The organism is Alcanivorax sp., assembly GCF_019431375.1.
Lineage (GTDB): Bacteria > Pseudomonadota > Gammaproteobacteria > Pseudomonadales > Alcanivoracaceae > Alcanivorax > Alcanivorax jadensis_A.
In genome coordinates this window covers 2,121,580-2,138,175 of record NZ_CP080267.1, presented here as the reverse complement: position 1 = coordinate 2,138,175, position 16,596 = coordinate 2,121,580, and the positions used below count along the sequence as shown (strand labels likewise).

At 58.2% G+C, this 16,596-nt stretch carries 15 protein-coding genes; 9 read left to right on the top strand and 6 right to left on the bottom strand.

Going from position 1 to position 16,596, the window contains the following annotated elements; translation table 11 throughout:
- Positions 1–21: 21 nt before the first annotated feature.
- From waaC to KZ772_RS09885, 7 genes are read left to right on the top strand one after another with little or no spacing between them, the layout of a single operon-like run.
- On the top strand, positions 22–1,047 hold the full coding sequence (gene waaC, locus KZ772_RS09915; RefSeq protein ID WP_290536429.1) for a lipopolysaccharide heptosyltransferase I: 1,026 nt from the start codon (positions 22–24) through the stop codon (positions 1,045–1,047).
- The gene (locus KZ772_RS09910; protein ID WP_290536428.1) at positions 1,044–2,138 is read left to right on the top strand and encodes a glycosyltransferase family 4 protein; all 1,095 of its coding nucleotides are present in this window, start codon (positions 1,044–1,046) and stop codon (positions 2,136–2,138) included. Before waaC ends, KZ772_RS09910 begins: the two co-directional genes overlap by 4 nt.
- Positions 2,135–2,983, top strand: a complete 849-nt coding sequence (gene rfaP, locus KZ772_RS09905) for a lipopolysaccharide core heptose(I) kinase RfaP (protein WP_290536427.1) — start codon at positions 2,135–2,137, stop codon at positions 2,981–2,983. The genes KZ772_RS09910 and rfaP overlap by 4 nt, the downstream gene beginning before the upstream one ends.
- Positions 2,983–4,407 (top strand): lipopolysaccharide kinase InaA family protein, encoded by a 1,425-nt coding sequence (locus tag KZ772_RS09900; RefSeq protein WP_290536426.1) that lies wholly within the window; start codon positions 2,983–2,985, stop codon positions 4,405–4,407. Before rfaP ends, KZ772_RS09900 begins: the two co-directional genes overlap by 1 nt.
- Positions 4,404–5,357 (top strand): glycosyltransferase, encoded by a 954-nt coding sequence (locus tag KZ772_RS09895; RefSeq protein ID WP_290536425.1) that lies wholly within the window; start codon positions 4,404–4,406, stop codon positions 5,355–5,357. The genes KZ772_RS09900 and KZ772_RS09895 overlap by 4 nt, the downstream gene beginning before the upstream one ends.
- Positions 5,354–6,130 carry a sulfotransferase gene (locus tag KZ772_RS09890; protein ID WP_290536424.1) on the top strand — a complete coding sequence of 259 codons (777 nt, stop codon included), beginning with the start codon at positions 5,354–5,356 and terminating at the stop codon, positions 6,128–6,130. The genes KZ772_RS09895 and KZ772_RS09890 overlap by 4 nt, the downstream gene beginning before the upstream one ends.
- Before the next feature lie 2 nt (positions 6,131–6,132).
- A complete protein-coding gene (locus KZ772_RS09885; RefSeq protein ID WP_290536423.1) occupies positions 6,133–6,645 on the top strand; it encodes an acyltransferase in 513 nt (170 codons plus the stop codon).
- A gap of 24 nt (positions 6,646–6,669) precedes the next feature.
- On the opposite strand, the gene KZ772_RS09880 is transcribed toward KZ772_RS09885, so the two are convergent.
- From KZ772_RS09880 to KZ772_RS09865, 4 genes are read right to left on the bottom strand one after another with little or no spacing between them, the layout of a single operon-like run.
- A complete protein-coding gene (locus tag KZ772_RS09880; RefSeq protein ID WP_290536422.1) occupies positions 6,670–7,446 on the bottom strand; it encodes a glycosyltransferase family 25 protein in 777 nt (258 codons plus the stop codon).
- Complete coding sequence (locus KZ772_RS09875; RefSeq protein WP_290536421.1) at positions 7,443–8,666, bottom strand: O-antigen ligase family protein; 1,224 nt, start codon at positions 8,664–8,666, stop codon at positions 7,443–7,445. Before KZ772_RS09875 ends, KZ772_RS09880 begins: the two co-directional genes overlap by 4 nt.
- A complete protein-coding gene (gene lpxL / locus KZ772_RS09870; RefSeq protein ID WP_290536420.1) occupies positions 8,612–9,526 on the bottom strand; it encodes an LpxL/LpxP family Kdo(2)-lipid IV(A) lauroyl/palmitoleoyl acyltransferase in 915 nt (304 codons plus the stop codon). The genes KZ772_RS09875 and lpxL overlap by 55 nt, the downstream gene beginning before the upstream one ends.
- An 18-nt stretch (positions 9,527–9,544) precedes the next feature.
- On the bottom strand, positions 9,545–10,711 hold the full coding sequence (locus KZ772_RS09865) for a hypothetical protein (RefSeq protein WP_290536419.1): 1,167 nt from the start codon (positions 10,709–10,711) through the stop codon (positions 9,545–9,547).
- A 512-nt stretch (positions 10,712–11,223) separates the two neighbouring features.
- On the opposite strand from KZ772_RS09865, the gene hldE reads away from it, so the two are divergent.
- Positions 11,224–12,654, top strand: a complete 1,431-nt coding sequence (gene hldE / locus KZ772_RS09860; RefSeq protein WP_290539466.1) for a bifunctional D-glycero-beta-D-manno-heptose-7-phosphate kinase/D-glycero-beta-D-manno-heptose 1-phosphate adenylyltransferase HldE — start codon at positions 11,224–11,226, stop codon at positions 12,652–12,654.
- A gap of 154 nt (positions 12,655–12,808) precedes the next feature.
- On the opposite strand, the gene KZ772_RS09855 is transcribed toward hldE, so the two are convergent.
- The gene (locus KZ772_RS09855) at positions 12,809–13,825 is read right to left on the bottom strand and encodes an AraC family transcriptional regulator (protein ID WP_290536418.1); all 1,017 of its coding nucleotides are present in this window, start codon (positions 13,823–13,825) and stop codon (positions 12,809–12,811) included.
- Positions 13,826–13,949: 124 nt separating this feature from the next.
- On the opposite strand from KZ772_RS09855, the gene KZ772_RS09850 reads away from it, so the two are divergent.
- Positions 13,950–15,485 (top strand): NAD(P)/FAD-dependent oxidoreductase, encoded by a 1,536-nt coding sequence (locus KZ772_RS09850; RefSeq protein ID WP_290536417.1) that lies wholly within the window; start codon positions 13,950–13,952, stop codon positions 15,483–15,485.
- Between the two features lie 78 nt (positions 15,486–15,563).
- Here KZ772_RS09850 and KZ772_RS09845 read toward each other — a convergent pair whose 3' ends face one another.
- On the bottom strand, positions 15,564–16,355 hold the full coding sequence (locus KZ772_RS09845; protein WP_290536416.1) for a M48 family metallopeptidase: 792 nt from the start codon (positions 16,353–16,355) through the stop codon (positions 15,564–15,566).
- Between the last annotated feature and the right edge of the window lie 241 nt (positions 16,356–16,596).

The window sequence follows — 16,596 nt, the reverse complement described above, 5'->3', positions numbered from 1 at the left end:
TGACGGCGAGCAGGTTCTGACATGCGCGTGCTGCTGATCAAGACTTCCTCCATGGGGGATGTGATCCACACCCTGCCGGCGCTGACCGATGCCCTGTCGGCCATTCCCGATCTGCAGGTGGACTGGGTGGTGGAAGAGGCCTTTGCCGATCTGGCCCGCCGTCACCCGGCGGTGCATCAGGTGTTTCCCTGTGCCCTGCGCCGCTGGCGCAAGCACCCCCTCAAGGCCCGCCGCTCCGGTGAGTGGGCGGACTTCAAGCTCAAGCTCCGGGCCACCGACTACGATGCGGTGATCGACGCTCAGGGCCTGATCAAGAGCGCCTTCGTCACCCGCCTGGCGCGGGGGCCGAAATTCGGTCTGAACAAATACTCCGCTCGCGAAGGGCTGTCAGCCCGGGCGCTCGATCATCCCCTGGCAGTCGCGAAGGGGCAGCATGCCATCGACCGGGTGCGGAAACTGTTTGCGCAGGCGCTGTCCTACGACCTGCCCGACGATGCCCCGGATTACGGCCTGCCGCGCAGCCATGTGCCCAGCCCGCTGAACAAGCCGGCGCAGCTGGTGTTCTGCCATGGCACCACCTGGCCCACCAAGCATTATCCGGAAGCCTTCTGGCGTCAGCTGCTGGAGCTGGCCACCGGTGAAGGCCACACGGTTTTTTTGCCCTGGGGCAACGAAACGGAAAAAGCCCGCGCCCAGCGTTTGAGCGAAGGACTGGATAGCGCCCGGGTTCTGCCGAAAATGGGGCTGGATACACTCACCGACAAACTGCTCAGTTGGGATGCGTTCATTGCTGTGGACACTGGCCTGGCTCATCTGGCCGCTGCCGCCGGCTTGCCCGGTGTGGCGCTCTATGGTCCCACTGACCCGGTATTGACCGGGGTGCGAGGCATTCAGGCGCATTCCCTGGCGGCGGATTTTCCCTGCGCCCCCTGCGTGCAGGAAAAGTGCACCTATCGTGGTGAGCTGGGCAAGGGTGTGGAGCCGCCCTGTTTCAGTAGCCTGAAACCGAAACAGGTGTGGCGGGAACTGCGGAGGCGCACCGCATGAAACTGGCCATGGCGCTCTATCATTACTTCCCCTACGGCGGTCTGCAGCGGGATTTTGCCCGCATTGCCCGGGAAGCGGTGAGCCGGGGTCATGAGGTGGTTGCGCTGGTGAGTGATTGGCAAGGTGAAGCCATTGACGGGGTAACAGTGCAGCGCATTGCTGTGTCCGGTGGCAGTAATCACGGCCGTATGTTGTCCTTTGCGAAGGGGGTTCTGGCCGCCCGGCAGACAGGAGAATTCGATCGGGTAGTGGGCTTTAACCGCCTGCCCGGGCTGGACGTGTACTTTGCGGCCGACAGCTGTTTTGCCGAGCACGTACGCAGCAAGCCGAAACCGTTACGTTGGCTGCCCCGCTATGCTGGCTACCTGAAACTGGAGCAGGCGGTGACGGCGGCGGATGGCCCGCTGATCCTGTTTCTCAATGACGATCAACGGGATCAGTACCTGCGTCATTATCCGCTGGCAGAAAACCGTTATGCCTTGTTGCCGCCGGGTATCGAGAGAGATCGTCAACGGCCTGCCGACCACAAGGCGCTGCGCCAACAAACCCGCGCAAACCTGAGTGTTGATGAGCGGGAGACCTTGTTGTTGTTCCTGGGCTCCGGCTTCAAGGTCAAGGGACTGGATCGGGCCCTGAAGGCGTTTGCCGCCCTGCCGGAAACCGTGAAATTAATGATTGTGGGCAATGATCAGGCGGACCCTTATCTGTCCGGCCTGCCGGAGGCCTTGCGCCGTCGCATTCTGGTGCTGGGGCCGCGGGATGATGTGACTGCCCTGATGCAGGCCGCAGACCTGCTGTTGCATCCGGCTTATCGTGAGTCTGCGGGGATGGTGTTGCTGGAAGCCACGGTGGCAGGCTTGCCGGTGCTGACCACGGACACCTGTGGCTACGCCCGCTATGTGCGCGAGGCTGGTTCCGGGGAAGTCATTGCGTCGCCGTTCAGTCAGCAGGCGCTGGACGACACCCTGCAGAAAATGGTCAGCCAGTTGCCCGGGCCCTGGCAGGAAAATGGGGTGGAGTATGGCCGTAACCCGGCCCTCTATTGTCTGGCGCAGACGGTGGTGGATCATGTGGAGGGCTGGACGCCGTGAAACTTTTTCTGCGCGATGACATCGTCGCCCTGTGGGGCGACCGCGACCCGTTCGAGCAGGCCGCCGAGCAGGAGGGTGAAATCTTTCGGGCCCGGGAGGGGCGTCGCACTCTGCGCTTTGCCGGCAACGGCCGCAGCTATTTTCTCAAATATCACGGTGGCATCGGCTGGAAGGAAATCTTCAAGAACCTGACCCAGGGTAAATTGCCGGTGCTGGGCGCCATGGATGAGGTGACTGCCATCGACGCGGTGCGCGGCGCCGGCCTGGATACCATGACCATTGCCGCCTATGGTTCGCGGGGCAGTAATCCGGCATCGGTGGAGTCCTTCATTATTACCGATGATCTGGTGGGCACCTTGAGTCTGGAAGATCTTGGTGAGCGCTGGGTAAAAGACCCGCAGGCCATGCCGCCGGTTTTCAAGCGAGCACTGATCGAACGGGTGGCTACTATTGCGCGCACCATGCACGGCGCGGGCATCAATCACCGGGATTTCTATCTGGCCCATTTCCTGATGCGCGATAGTGATGCGGCGTCGAACAACGCGGACGGCCCCTTGTATCTGATCGATCTGCATCGCTCCCAGGTGCGCAGTCAGGTGCCCCGCCGCTGGCGTATCAAGGACCTGGGTGGGCTGTATTTTTCCACTGCCCGATTCGGCATGACCCGGCGCGACCTGTTGCGTTTTATTCGTACATACAGCGGCTTGCCTCTCCGACAAGCGTTGGCCGACGACAGCACCTGGTCTGCTGTCCGGCGCGAGGCAGAGAAAATCTATCGCCGTTATTTTGAAGTGGAGCCCGAGCTACCGCTGCAGTTCAATGAACACCCGGGAAAGGATATCTGATGGCGGACTCGTCACAGGACATTACCCAGGCCCTGCTGGCCAGCCGTGAAACCGTTTTGCCGGTGACACTGAGCGTGGACGGGCAGGTGCTGGAGATGCAGTCTCTACTGCGCTTTATGCCTGAGCGTCGGGCTGTCTATTCCGGGCTGTTGGATGGACAGCCGGTGATTATCAAACTGTTTTCTTCGCACCCTCGTTCTCGCCGGGAAGTGCAGGTTGAGCAGCAACGGCTGACGGCGCTGGCTGAAAAACAGGTACCGGCTCCCCGGGTATTGCTCCGCGACTATCCCGGGGAGTCGGCCTTGCTGGTGCTGGAGCATTTGGGTGAAGCGTCAGCCAAGGCTCGATTGCAGGAAATCTCCGCTGAAAAAATTCCCGGGCTGGTGCAGGAACTGGTGGTGTTGACCAGCAAAATGCATCGCCATGGCGTGATGCAGAATGATATCCACTTGGGTAACTTTATTTTTGCTGACGGGGCTTGGCATGTAATCGATGCGGGGGATGTAGAAGTGACCGATGCCCCCGTGGAAAAGAGCAAGGCCCTTGGCAATCTGGCTCTGCTACTCGCCCAGTTTCCTCCCTTGTCCCTGCCCACCGCACAACAGGTTGTCAGCGCCTATGGTGATACGTTTTCGTCGCAGCAGTTGGCAGAATCCCTGAAAAAAACGCGTCACGCCCGTTTGCGCAAACTGGTCAAAAAGTCTCTGCGTAACTGTACCGAGTTTGTGGAGCTCAACGGCAAAGGCTACACAGGTATGGGGCGACGGGAGGATCAGCCGCTGATTGATGCTTTGTTGAACACGGGGCTGGATACCTTGCTGGAAAACTGTGAGCGACTGAAGGATGGCAACAGCGCCACCGTAGGGCGTGTGCAGATTCAGGGCGAAAGCCTGGTAATCAAACGCTATAACGTGAAAAGTGCCTGGAAAAAACTGGCCCGCCAGTTCAAAAGCCGGGCGCGCAATTCCTGGCTTAACGCGACTTACCTTGGGTTGGTGCAGATTCCGACTCCCCGGGCGGTTTGCTACCTGTCCAGCAAACAGTCAGGACTGACGGATCGGGAGTATCTGGTGTGCCGCAATGTGGAAGGCCGCATGCTCCCGGAAATCTGCGAAGCCGGTGGCCCCTTGCGGGATCAGGCGCTGAGCCAGATGGCGGATTTTTTTGCGGTGATGCGTTTGATGGCGTTCAGCCATGGCGACAGCAAATATACCAATTTCCTGTTTCAGGATGGCCAGCTCCAGGTGCTGGATCTGGATGGTATGAGCCGGGACCCCGGCAGGGGGCTGGAGCAGGAACTGGCAGATCAGCGCCAGCGCCTTTTCGAGAGCTGGCGCCCCCGTGAAGCCCTGGCTCCGCAAGCCCGGCAGGAATTCAATGCGTTTTACGAGGCGCGCATCAAATCGATTGAGAGTTGGCTATGAAAACCCTGGTTGTCTCCACTGACGGGAAGCTGATGGTTACACGCCCTCTGTGGGAAGCGGCGAAGGGGCGCTTTGATTTCGATCATGTAGAAGTGACCCGCGAGCATGGTCTGGAAGCCTATTTCAACGAGGCAGATTTCAGTGGCTATGATCGGGTTATCGCCGATACCAACCTGCGCCGGCTGGGTAAGCGTTACCAGTGTCTCAAGCGGGCGCCGGGTCTGGTGATCTTCGATCACGATGTATGCCAGAACAATGTGCCCACCAGTGAGTGGTATCGCCGTTATCCGGCGGTGCTTCGTGATCTGGAAAAGGCAAGAATCATTGTCTCCGGTGCCAGCCTGGCGCAGCAGCTTCGCGATGAAGGCATTGATGCCTGCTTTCTTCCCAAGGGCTATGACGGCACAACCATTTCTGATCTGGGACTGGAACGCACCATCGCGTCTGCGTTTGTGGGCCGGGTGAAAAACAAGGTCTACAAGCGCCGCAAGCGTTTTTTACTCAGGCAGGAAAAGCTTGGCAAGCTACAACTGCTGCGGGCAGAGCCGGGCGAGCCCTATAATCGTTTGCTCAATTCGATTCGGGTGTTTGTCAGCGCTGACATCGGGTTCAACGAATACATGATCAAGAATTTCGAAGCCATGGCGGCGGGATGCGTGTTGCTGGCCTGGCGGCAACCGGCTCTGGAGCAGCAGGAGCTGGGGTTCGTGGAGAACGAAAACGTTGTTTTGTACGACAGTGAGCCCGAGTTGCATGAAAAGTTGCAATGGCTTCATGAAAATCCGGAAAAAGCCGGGGCAATTGCCCGGTCAGGACAGCATCTCGTGAGTGAAAAGCATACCTGGGCTTGCCGGGCTGCTGCCTTTCCTGACTTGCTGGCGCCGGATATCAAAATTGCTCCGACACCAAACTGGCGGGACAGAATCCGATTGCTGGGAGCCGGAAAATGAGTGCGACGCATCTGCATGTGGTGGGGTGTCCACGCAGTGGCACCACCCTGATGGCGGAAATGCTGGTGGCCTGTTATCCCCATGAAGGCCACTCTGAACACGAAGAAACCATCTTCAAGGTGTCGCCGCAGGAAAGCGGACTGCGGTTATCAAAAAAACCCAACGATGCGCTGTGGATGGCGCCGTTGCTTGACCGTGACCCGAATCTTTATGTGATTGCCATGATGCGTGATCCCCGCTCGGTGATTTGCAGCATGCACAAGGCCTGGCCTGGTATGTATTTCTGCAACTATCCGGTATGGAAGCGGGCAGAAAAAGCCATCATGGAAATCCAGTCCCACCCCAGGGTGATGGTGCTGCGCTACGAGGACCTGGTCAGTGACCCGAAAGGTGTGCAGCAACGGATGGAAGATATCTTCCCGTTTCTGCACAGAAGCCATGACTTTGACCGCTTTCATGAAGTGGCTGAGGCTGGTGAAGACGCACAGAATGCGCTTGGCGGGCTCCGCCAGGTTGACCTGTCACGCATTGCCGGTTGGCGAGAGCATCTACCACGCCTGAAGCAGCAGCTGCAACGCTACCCGCAGTTGGCGCAGGATCTGATCACCCATGGCTACGAAAGCAATAATGACTGGCAGGCGCAATTAGAGGGAGTGGTGGCGGAAAACTTTCCCTGTCGCTATTCCGATTCGTCAGAGTTCTGGAAGCATCTGGAGCAGAAGCTGCGCTTTGTGGGCAAGCGCCGCCGCTATTTCCGTGAAAGGGGGCTGTGACCATGCAAACCCTTCGTGAGTTCGTGTTCCTGGGCCTGGCGAACCACCTGCCTCGCCTGAGATTTAGTGACAAGTGGCGCTGGTTGTTTCTCAAGGCTGCCGGGTTTGATATGCAGGGGCGTTCCACGGTCTATGGGCCTGTGGTGCTGAGGCCGATTGGTGGTGCGCCCAAAGTGCACATCGGCAAGGGTTGTTTTATCAATACCGAAGTCCGTTTTGCCTGCCCGAAAGCAGCGATCACTCTGGGGGAGCGGTGCCGTATCGGACCCAGGGTCTGCTTTGAAGGGGCGCAGCACAGTCTTTATCTCAATGAAAAGGGTAGGCGTGGTACTACTGGTGCCCCTATCTCTCTCGGTAATGATGTATGGATCGGTGCCGGTGCGATTATTACCGCGGGGGTGGATATCGGTGAGGGCAGCGTTGTAGCCGCTGGAGCGGTTGTAACCGGTAACGTGCCTGCCTTTACGCTAGTAGGCGGTGTTCCGGCAAAAATCATCAAGGACTTGAAAGAGTAGCGTTGAGAGCCTCTTTCCTCGCGGCTAAAGACTTTTTCTCGGCGGACGGTAGCGTTGTCCCAGCTCTCTCAGATACAGCTCCAGACGACGAAGCAAACGGTTGTTATCTTTTTTCTTGTGTTTTCGGGTCTTATTTCGTTGCCGGTCATCCTCAAGGTTGGAGTTGCCCGACTGGACGGGACACAAACCTGCTGCTTTAGGAACAATGGCAAACATATCCAGATCTTTTCGGATCCATCCGCCCGAAACAAAATCATCCGCAGGTAAATAAAAGCTCTCACTAAGTTTAAGTAGCTTGTGGGCGCCAGCAGGTGTCAGCATGTAGGCTGCGAGGCAATAGGCTCTGCGGTTAGCAAACTTGGCAAGACGGAAGGTGTTGTCCAGACGCTGCTGATACCAAACAGAGGGGATGCATTTTGAGTAGTACAGCATGGCCAGCTCCCAGCTAGCCCTCCCGTCACTCAGCATTTCACAGACGTCACGGGAGCTTTCGTTCAGGTCTGCGTCGCCTTCCAGAATTAACGAGGGGCGATCAGATTCTGCTGCCAGTTTCCAGGCTGCCCTGTGGCTCAGGAAGCAACCAATTTCACCACAGGATAAATCCCTGCCTAGGAGCGTTCTGGATTTTTTGTGATTGAAGCCCACTTGATGCCATTGGTCACGCGGAACCGGTGGAGAGGTTTTGACCAGCTCATAGTGCATATTTAGCGCAGACAGCATCTCGTCAAGATGCTGTCTTCGCTCAACCTCGGTGGGTTGAGCTATGGCCAGGATGTTATATTTTTGTTCGGGGTTTTTCATTCTAGGGCCTGTGTTCTCTTTTCTGTTTTCATCATTAGCATAAGAATGGGGAGCCAGGTGTAAAGCCAGAAACTGTTTGGTGAGCGCACCGGGTAGACCCCTTCAAATCCCTGGGTAATCAGGCCAAACAGAAGTATGTAGCCCCATATATTGCTGTGTGCACTTGACGATACATGTTTGCGGATCGCCAGGATCACCAAAATAGCGTAAAGAGCTGCTGCCAGCAGTCCGCCCCGCAGAATCAATGCAAAGTAAAGGCTGTGGGGCTCAAGTTTTACTCCTTGCACTTCGGAGAAAACGGTGATGCTGCCCGCCAGGCCGCTTCCCCATAGTAAATTAAAGTTTGAGTAATGACTGAGAAATTCGCCCCACAGCGAGGGGCGGTGGCTCAACAGTCTTTCAGCATCAATTACCCCTTTCAGCATTAAAGCAATCATGATCCCTGCAGCGATTGCGCAGGCGATAAGATAGCTAATAGAAAGTTTGCGTTGCTGTCGCTCGAAGAAAAAGGCAAAAGGCAGTGTTACGGCTAGCCCCAGCATTGCTGAGCGGCTATTGGCCAGATAGATTGCCATGATAAGAGGGATGGCCAACAGTAAGCCCGTAACACGAGGTTGCTGTATCAAATGAACAGCGAGGATAAGCAAGCCTACTGACAGAGCAAGGCCTGTCTCGTTAGGGTTGTCGCCAAGATTTCCCATGCCGATATTCCCCCGGCTGAGTAAGCCTTGTTGAGCTAGAACGACATAAAAAAGAAAAAGTGCTGCCAGGCTTGAAACGAATAAAATGGCAGGAATACGAGCTGCGAGCACTGGGTGGTGTATGTAAAGGTGTCGAACAGCTACAGCGAGACTCATTACGAACAGTACGCCTTTCAGGTTTTTCCTCATGGTGTCCAGTACATCTCCTGTAACCCATAGGCTTGGCAGATAGAGCGCCAGGGTGATAGCCAGTACCCATAGCAAGGCTCGATCTTCTGAAAGGAAATAGCGTTTACCCTGCCAAAGAGAGAAGTACAGGGCCGGCAAAATAATCCCTATATAGAGGGTGAGGTACTGCGCCTTGCTTGATGGAGCAAGGAAAAAACCACAGAGATAGAGTACCAAGCCTGATGTTATCCAGACCGAAAAAAATTGATAGGTGCGGGACTCGTTTAAGGTCGTCATCAATAACGCTTTGGCTGGCCGGGTGGCTGGTGTTTGAACCGCTTGTGCACCCACAGGTACTGCTCGGGATGTTTGCGGACATAATGTTCGATGGTTTGATTGATGCGTGCAGTATCCGCTTCTTCATTGCCGCTGGGGAAGTCCTCCAGTGGCGGGCCGAATTCGATCTGGTAGTGGCCGCCTGGCAGGCGATAGTGAGCACATGGGATCACCGCAGCCTTGCCCATCTTGGCAATGCGGCTGGTGGCAGTGATGGTGGCAGCGGGAATGCCGAAAAACGGCACGAAGACCGCATGGGCGGTGCCGTAGTCCTGGTCCGGTGCATACCAGAGCACTTCGCCGTTGCGAAGTAGTCGCAGCATTTGCCGCAGATCGGCACGGTCTACCGTGCTGCGGATGTAGTTGCGGCGCCCCTTGTCAATCAGTCGGTCGATGACCGGGTTGTCATTGGGCCGATAGACCGCATGCATATCCAGCAGGGGACCAAGCATCCTTGAGCATGTATCCAGGGTATTGAAATGCATGCCGAGTAGTAATACACCCTGGCCCCTGATCTTACAGGCCTGGATATGTTCCATGCCGGTTACGGTAAGGTTTTTGTTCAGGTCGATGCGGTGATTGTTGTAACTGCCTGCCATTTCCAGGATTGCCTCGCCGGTGCTGATGACGCAGCGGCGGGCCAGGTCTTCCTGTTCCTGTGGAGACAGCTCGGGGAAGCACAGGCGAATGTTGGTCTCGGCAATATGGCGCCGTTTTTTTGCCAGACGCCAGGCCAGACGCCCCACGCCCCGGCCGATGGCCTGCAGAAAACTCCAGGGCAATTGGCCGATCAGCCAGAACAGGCCCACACCGATCCAGGAGGGGTACAGCCTTGGATCAGACAATCGGGTGGGGCGATTAGTACGTTTTCCCATGCAAGACTCGAGACAGATTTAACGGCTGTTTGGGCGGATTGAGGGGCGCTCACTCAGCCGGGCGAGCAGCAGGGCCAGTGGTAACCAGACACTGAGCCAGCTGGCATGAAACGGCACCAGCAGAAAGGCGCCGGCGGAAAATGCCATAAACAGGCCGGGGAGAACGGCGATGGAGTAGGCCGCGTCCTCGTGCCAGTTGATCTGCCGCTGTAACAGGGCGGTAAAGGGGCTGATCCAGCTGGCCAGGAACAAGACCAGACCGACCAGGCCCACACTGTGGATCAGCAACACGAACAGGTTGCGTGGATGTGCCAGGCTGAGCAGTCGGTTGTGGTCCTGGGCGAGCACGCTGTTAAGGGTCTCCTGATTGAGACCATTACCGATCAGCGGATGCAGGAAATAGTTGCTCAGGGTGAAATCGCTGCGCCCTTCCAGCATCAGATAGACCCCGGCGAGCAAGGGCACCACTGCTACCCAGGAACGTCGCTGACGGCTGGCCAGCCAGCTCAGCCCCAGCATCACCGCCATCAGTCCCAGTGGCAGCGAGGTCAGGCACAGAAACACAAAGCCTACCGCGGCCCCCACCAGGCGACGTCCGCCCTTGCCGCTGATCCCTTCTTCCATGCCCTGAGCGAGGAGGATAAAGGTAGGGGCGACCATGGCCATCAACGCAACGCTGGGATCCAGGGATGGCAGATGGAAGATCAGGTTGGCCGGTTCGCTGAACAGGGGGCTGTTGAGTGGCTGGGTGGTGTAGTAACTGATCATCACCATGGTGGCAACTATCATGCAGCACAGGGCGCCATTGGCCAGGGCCTGTTTGAAGGTGTTGCGGAAGTACAGGTGCAACCAGCGGAAAATGCCAACCATGATGATGATCTGAACCATGCCGCGTACTGCCCGCGAGGTGTTAGGCTCTTCCGCCCAGATAAAGCTCAGGGCTGCCCAGCCGATAAATAGATAGAGGGGCATCAGCAGTGGCGAGGTCATCAATCGATAGTCGCCGCTTACCACGGCGCGGGTCAGCAAGGTCAGTGCCGGCAGGAAGAACAGCACATCCAGCACATTGAGGAACCCGATACGGGAATTGAACAGAAAGGTGCCGCTGAACATCACCGCAAAGGACAGGGTCAGCCACCAGCGCAGCCAGCGACCTTGCATGATGTTGGGAGGTAATGGCGGCATAGCGGTTCTGAAGCTCCTGTGGTCTGCCTGTTGGCGGACATGATACCTGTCTGGCAGAGGGATGCGTAGCGGCGGCAAAGTGTACTGGCAGGGGCGGATGGTATCCACTGTTGCCGCGCTCGCCCGGTTTTGGCCCACTATCAAGAGGTGCTGCGTTTTCCCTCAGTGCTTTCAGCAGGTTAGCTAAGTATTGGCCTATGCTACACTGCGTCAAAATCCGGCTCTGTTGTGTTTTGGAGAGCGAAGGGCACCTCCATCAATAGATTGCTATCTCTGGCTTTCAGGCTGGTTCGCAATCTAGGCGCACTTTTGAAGGCATGCTGGTTGCCTGTCGAGAAAGTGCAACAACGAGTGCGGGCCAGCCTGGAAGCCCCGAAGGGCGCGGTCTGAAGCGCACATCTGCTGCGCTTCGTCACTAGGGAAGGGAGCCACCCTGTCCGTCGTGACGAAGCACAACAGCTGCATGCTTCAGGCCACGCAGAGGTAGCAATCTATTGATGGAGGTGCCCTTGATGCACAATCCGCATATCCCCGCTTTTGCCACGGCCCGTGTTCTGGTGGCCGGCGATGTGATGCTCGACCGTTACTGGCACGGACCTACAGGCCGCATTTCGCCGGAAGCACCGGTACCAGTGGTGCGGGTGACCGAGCTGGAGGATCGTCCCGGTGGCGCCGCCAACGTGGCCCTCAATATGGCCGCGCTGGGTGCCCGTGCCGAGCTGGTGGGGATTACTGGCGATGATGAGGCCGCCACCATTCTGGAAGAGCGCCTGGGAGCTGCAGAAGTGGGTTGCCACTTCCAGAAGATCAACGGTCTGCCCACCATCACCAAGTTGCGGGTGATCAGCCGCCAGCAGCAGTTGCTGCGCCTGGACTTCGAGGAAGCCTTCCACGATCAGGACCCGGCTCCGTTTGCCGACAGGGTGAAAGAGCAGCTGGCCCACTGTGGGGCGCTGGTGCTTTCCGATTATGCCAAAGGCGCCCTGCGCGATTGCCCTGGGCTGATCGCCCTGGCCCGGGAAGCCGGTGTGCCGGTACTGGTGGACCCCAAGGGAACCGATTTCAGTCATTACCGGGGCGCCACCTTGCTGACGCCCAATCTCAGTGAATTTGAAGCGGTGGCCGGGCCGATCAAGGATGAACAGGATCTGATCGCCAAGGGCCAGCAACTGATCCGCGACCTGGACCTGAAAGCGCTGCTGGTGACACGCAGCGAAAAGGGCATGACCCTGCTGCGCGACGGCCAGCCGGAACTGCACCTGCCCGCCCGTGCCCGCGAGGTGTTCGATGTGACTGGCGCCGGCGATACCGTGATCTCGGTGTTGGCGGTGGCGCTGGCTGCCGGTGCGGACATGGCCGACGCGGTGGCGCTAGCCAATATCGCCGCCGGTATCGTGGTCGGCAAGCTGGGCACCGCCGTGGTGTCCGCCCCGGAGCTGCGCCGGGCGGTGCATCAGGAAGGGGGTCTGGGCCGCGGGGTGATGACCGAAGAACAGCTGCTGATCGCCATTGAAGATGCCCGAGCCCAGGGCGAGCGGATCGTTTTCACCAATGGCTGCTTCGACATCATCCACGCCGGCCACGTGGGTTATCTGGATTCCGCACGACGTCAGGGCGACCGCCTGGTGTTGGCGGTGAACGGCGATGAATCCATCCGCCGCTTGAAGGGCCCTGGCCGCCCCATCAATCCCCTGGAGCGCCGCATGGCGGTGCTTGCTGCCCTTGAGGTGGTGGACTGGGTAGTGCCCTTCGACACCGACACCCCCGAACCGCTGCTGGAAGCCATCAAGCCCGATGTGCTGGTAAAAGGCGGCGACTACAGTGTGGATCAGGTAGTCGGCCACGAGTTTGTGCAAGGCTATGGCGGTGAGGTGAAGGTGCTCGATTTTATCGATGATATCTCTACGACGAAGATTGTGGAGCGGATCAAGAAAGACCGGTGATTTAGTTAACAGTGAATAGTGAACAGTTAACAGCGACGCGGACCAGGATTGTCTGACTTTAAATGCCAGAAGTCGCGCTTATGGTTTGGGCGCGGCTTCATCGGTGAAAGCAAAGACAGACTCGCTTCGCGAGCTATTAACTGTTCACTGTTAACTATTCACTGCTTTTACGGTGTTTTGCCGGCGTCTGCCCCGTCCAGCGTTCAAACGCCCGCACAAAGGCGGCGGATTCGCTGTAGCCCAGCAGTTCGCCGATCTGCGCCACGCTTTTCTCTGAATCGGCCAGGTAGCGTTTCGCCTTTTCTTCCCGCACCTGATCCATGATGCCCTGAAAGGGCTTTTGCTCGCTGCTCAACTGGCGCCGGAAGCTGCGCTCCGGGATGCCGAAGGCCTGGGCTACCTGCTCGGCGGTGGGGTAGCTGCGTACAAACAGCTGCAGATAACTGGCCACCCGGGCGGCCAGGTTGTCGGTGGGGATCTCCCGGCGGGCCAGCATGGCGTCGCACTGTTCCCGGTACATGTCCTGGGCCATTTTGTTGTAGCCCGGCATCCGCACGGCCAGGTCCTGATTGCGGATCAGCGCCCGGCAGTGGGGCTGGTCGTAGCGTATCGGGCAGCCGAAATAGTTCTCGAACACTTGTACCTGTTCCTCCGGCGGGCGGGGGTAGGGCATCCAGACTTCCTCCGGTTTCAGGTCCAGATTGAGCTGGGTCTGGATATCGTTGACCAGCTTGAAGGTGCCCACCATGTCCCGGTCGATCAGGGTGCGGCGCAACTCCGGCGGTAGGGAGATGGGGTACAGGTCCAGGGCGGTACTATGTTCGCCGGGAATCAGGGCGATTTCGCCGTACAGGTAGGTGAGTGCCTGGTAGCGAACGCCGAACTGAAACCCCTGAAAGGCGGTCTCGCTGGTCATCAGCAGCATGGTGAGCTGGCCATAACCGGCAAAACCGAAGCGGCTGCCCATCTCGAAACCCAGCATGGGATCGTCCACCTGGGGTAGCAGCTCGGAAAAGATCAGCAGTTCCCGGTCCCGGCCGATCTCGCTGTTGGGGTCCAGGCTGGTCTTGTCCAGGCCGTGGCGGGCCAGCACCGGCGCGCAATCCAGTCCTTTCTCCGTTTCCAGGAGTTCCACGGTGTAGATCAGTGCCAGGATCGAACGAGCAGACATGGGTATAGCCTTGGCCGGAATTATCAATTTTCGACTCAGGTTAACACGTATTCACCAGCACCAACCATGGCTAGAGTAGCGGGCAATGACGAATGACAGTTGGCGCTGTCCATGGAGGATAAGGATGACAAGTCAGGCCCGGATCAATGTACAAACCCGTCGCGTAAAGGTGGCCATCGTTGGTGGTGGCTTTGGTGGGCTGTGTATGGCCATCAAGCTGCGTGAGGCCGGTATCGATGATTTTGTGCTGCTGGAGAAGGGCCGCGATGTGGGCGGTACCTGGAATCACAACAGCTACCCCGGGGCCGCCTGCGATGTGCAGTCGCACATGTATTCGTTTTCCTTCGAGGGTAACCCGGACTGGAGCCATCGCTACAGCGGCCAGCAGGAAATCCACAACTACATCAAAGGGGTTACTGACAAGCACGGCATTCGCCCGTTCACCCGCTTCAATGCAGAAGTGACCGGTGCCCATTTTGATGACCAGGTCGCTCTGTGGACCCTGGATCTGGCAGATGGCTCCCAGGTGATCTGCCAGCACTGGGTGCTGGCCAGTGGCCCCCTGCATGTGCCTTCTTTCCCTAACTTCAAGGGCATGGAAAACTTCAAGGGCAAGATCATCCACTCTGCCCAGTGGGACCATGATTACGACATGGCCGGCAAGAAGGTGGTGTCCATCGGTACCGGTGCCAGCGCCATTCAATATGTGCCCCACGTGGCCAAAGAGGCCGGCCACCTGACTGTAGTGCAGCGCACCCCGCCGTGGATCATTCCCCGCGACGAGCGCGCCTATTCCGGCCTGAGCAAGTGGATGTTCCGCCGCTTCCCGGCCCTGCGCAAGCTGCACCGCCTGCGTCTGTATCTCAGCAATGAGGTCAGGGTGGTGCCGATCTTCAACCCGCGCCTGGCCAAGCTGGCGGAGCCAGCCCTGAAGGCCTTTATCCGTTATCAGGTGAAGGACAAGGAAACCGCTCGCAAGCTGATTCCCAGCTACACTCTGGGCTGCAAGCGCATCCTGATTTCCAACAATTATTACCCCACCTTCAACCGGGACAATGTGTCACTGGTTACCGAGGGGGTGAAGGAAATCCGCGAGAACAGCATCGTCTTCAACGACGGTACGGAACAGCAGGCGGATTGCCTGGTGCTGGGTACCGGCTTTATCGTCGATCCGCGCATCTACATGAAGGGTTTCGAGATCACCGGCCTGCCGGGCCGCCGTCTGCAGGATGACTGGAAAGACGCCGCTGAGGCCTACCTGGGTACCACCGTCAGCGGTTACCCGAATATGTTCCAGCTGGTGGGACCGAATACCGGCCTGGGGCATAACTCCATCATCTTCATGATCGAGAGCCAGGTGCGCTACATCATGGATGCCATCGGTAAACTGGATGAGCGTGGTGATGCCTGGCTGAATGTGAAACAGGATGTGCAGGATCGCTACAACGACAAGCTGCAGGAAGAGCTGAAAGGCACCGTGTGGCAGAACGGCGGCTGCATGAGCTGGTATCAGCAGGCCGATGGCCGCAATACCGCCCTGTGGCCCCACGCCACCTTCCAGTTTATGGCTCGCACCTGGACCGTGAACATGAAGGATTACACTTGGCAGCCGGCGGTTGTGGCACAGACGAAGGAAGCAGAGGCGGCCGCCCGGGCCTGATCCGGCGACGCCATCAGATTCACAGAAAAGGGCATCGGGAGTACATTCTCCCGGTGCCCTTTGCGTTTGTGGCCACGGTCAGTTTCCACAATGGGCGGGATCGGTTGCCCGATAAAGCCGGCGGGCTTCTTCCATGCGCGCTTGCAGAGCACCGATGCGCGAATCGTGATTGGGGTGGGTAGACAGGAACTCCAGCGGTTGCCCGCCTCCGGCGGCGGCCATGTTACGCCATAGTTGCGTGCTCTCTCGCGGATCGAAGCCGGCGCTGGCCATCAACTCCAGCCCCATCACGTCCGCTTCCTCCTCGTGGGCGCGGCTGAAGGGCAGGGCAATGCCCAGATGGGCACCCAGCCCCAGCGCCTGGATGATCCGCTCGCTGTCTCCGTCTCCCTCGCTGAACAGCCCCACCAGTAACAATATCGCCTTGATGCCCAGTTCCTGGGTCAGCCGCTCATTGCCGTGGCGTGCCAGTACATGGGCTACCTCATGGCCGATCACCGTGGCCAGCTGGGCATTGTTGCCGGCCACGTCCAGTAATCCCTGATTCACGCCGATCTTGCCGCCGGGCAGGGCAAAGGCGTTGGGGGTGGGGTCATCAAACAGCACGATTTCCCAGGTATCCGGCATGGGCGTGCCGGGAAAGCGATTGCCCACTTCCAGCAGGATTTCCCGGGCGATGCACTGCACTCGCGCATTGCTGGTCGCATTCTCGCTGACGGGAATCTGTTGCTGCATCTGCAGAAAGGCCTGGCTGCCAAACTGGGCCATCATCGACGCCGGAACCAGTGCCAGCTGGTCGCGCCCTGTGGGGGTCTTGTCGCAACCAGCGAGCAGCAGCATGGCCAGAATCATGAAAGGCGTTTTGTTCATCGGTTCACCTGTCCGGGACTGTCCGTTGGAGTGGACAGAATATCGGCATACGAGGGCGTGGATTTTACGGATTCCGGTTTGACAGCGCCAAAACATTAAACGAGAATCATTTTCACTATGGCGTCTGTCAGCACTTCCTGTTAGGCGTTGCGGCGCCATGGCCAGCCTCAAAGCCAGCCTCTCCAGCCGGTCTTCCCCGGCACAAATCCGACCGAGTCTCGACACTGCCATGAGTGGTGGG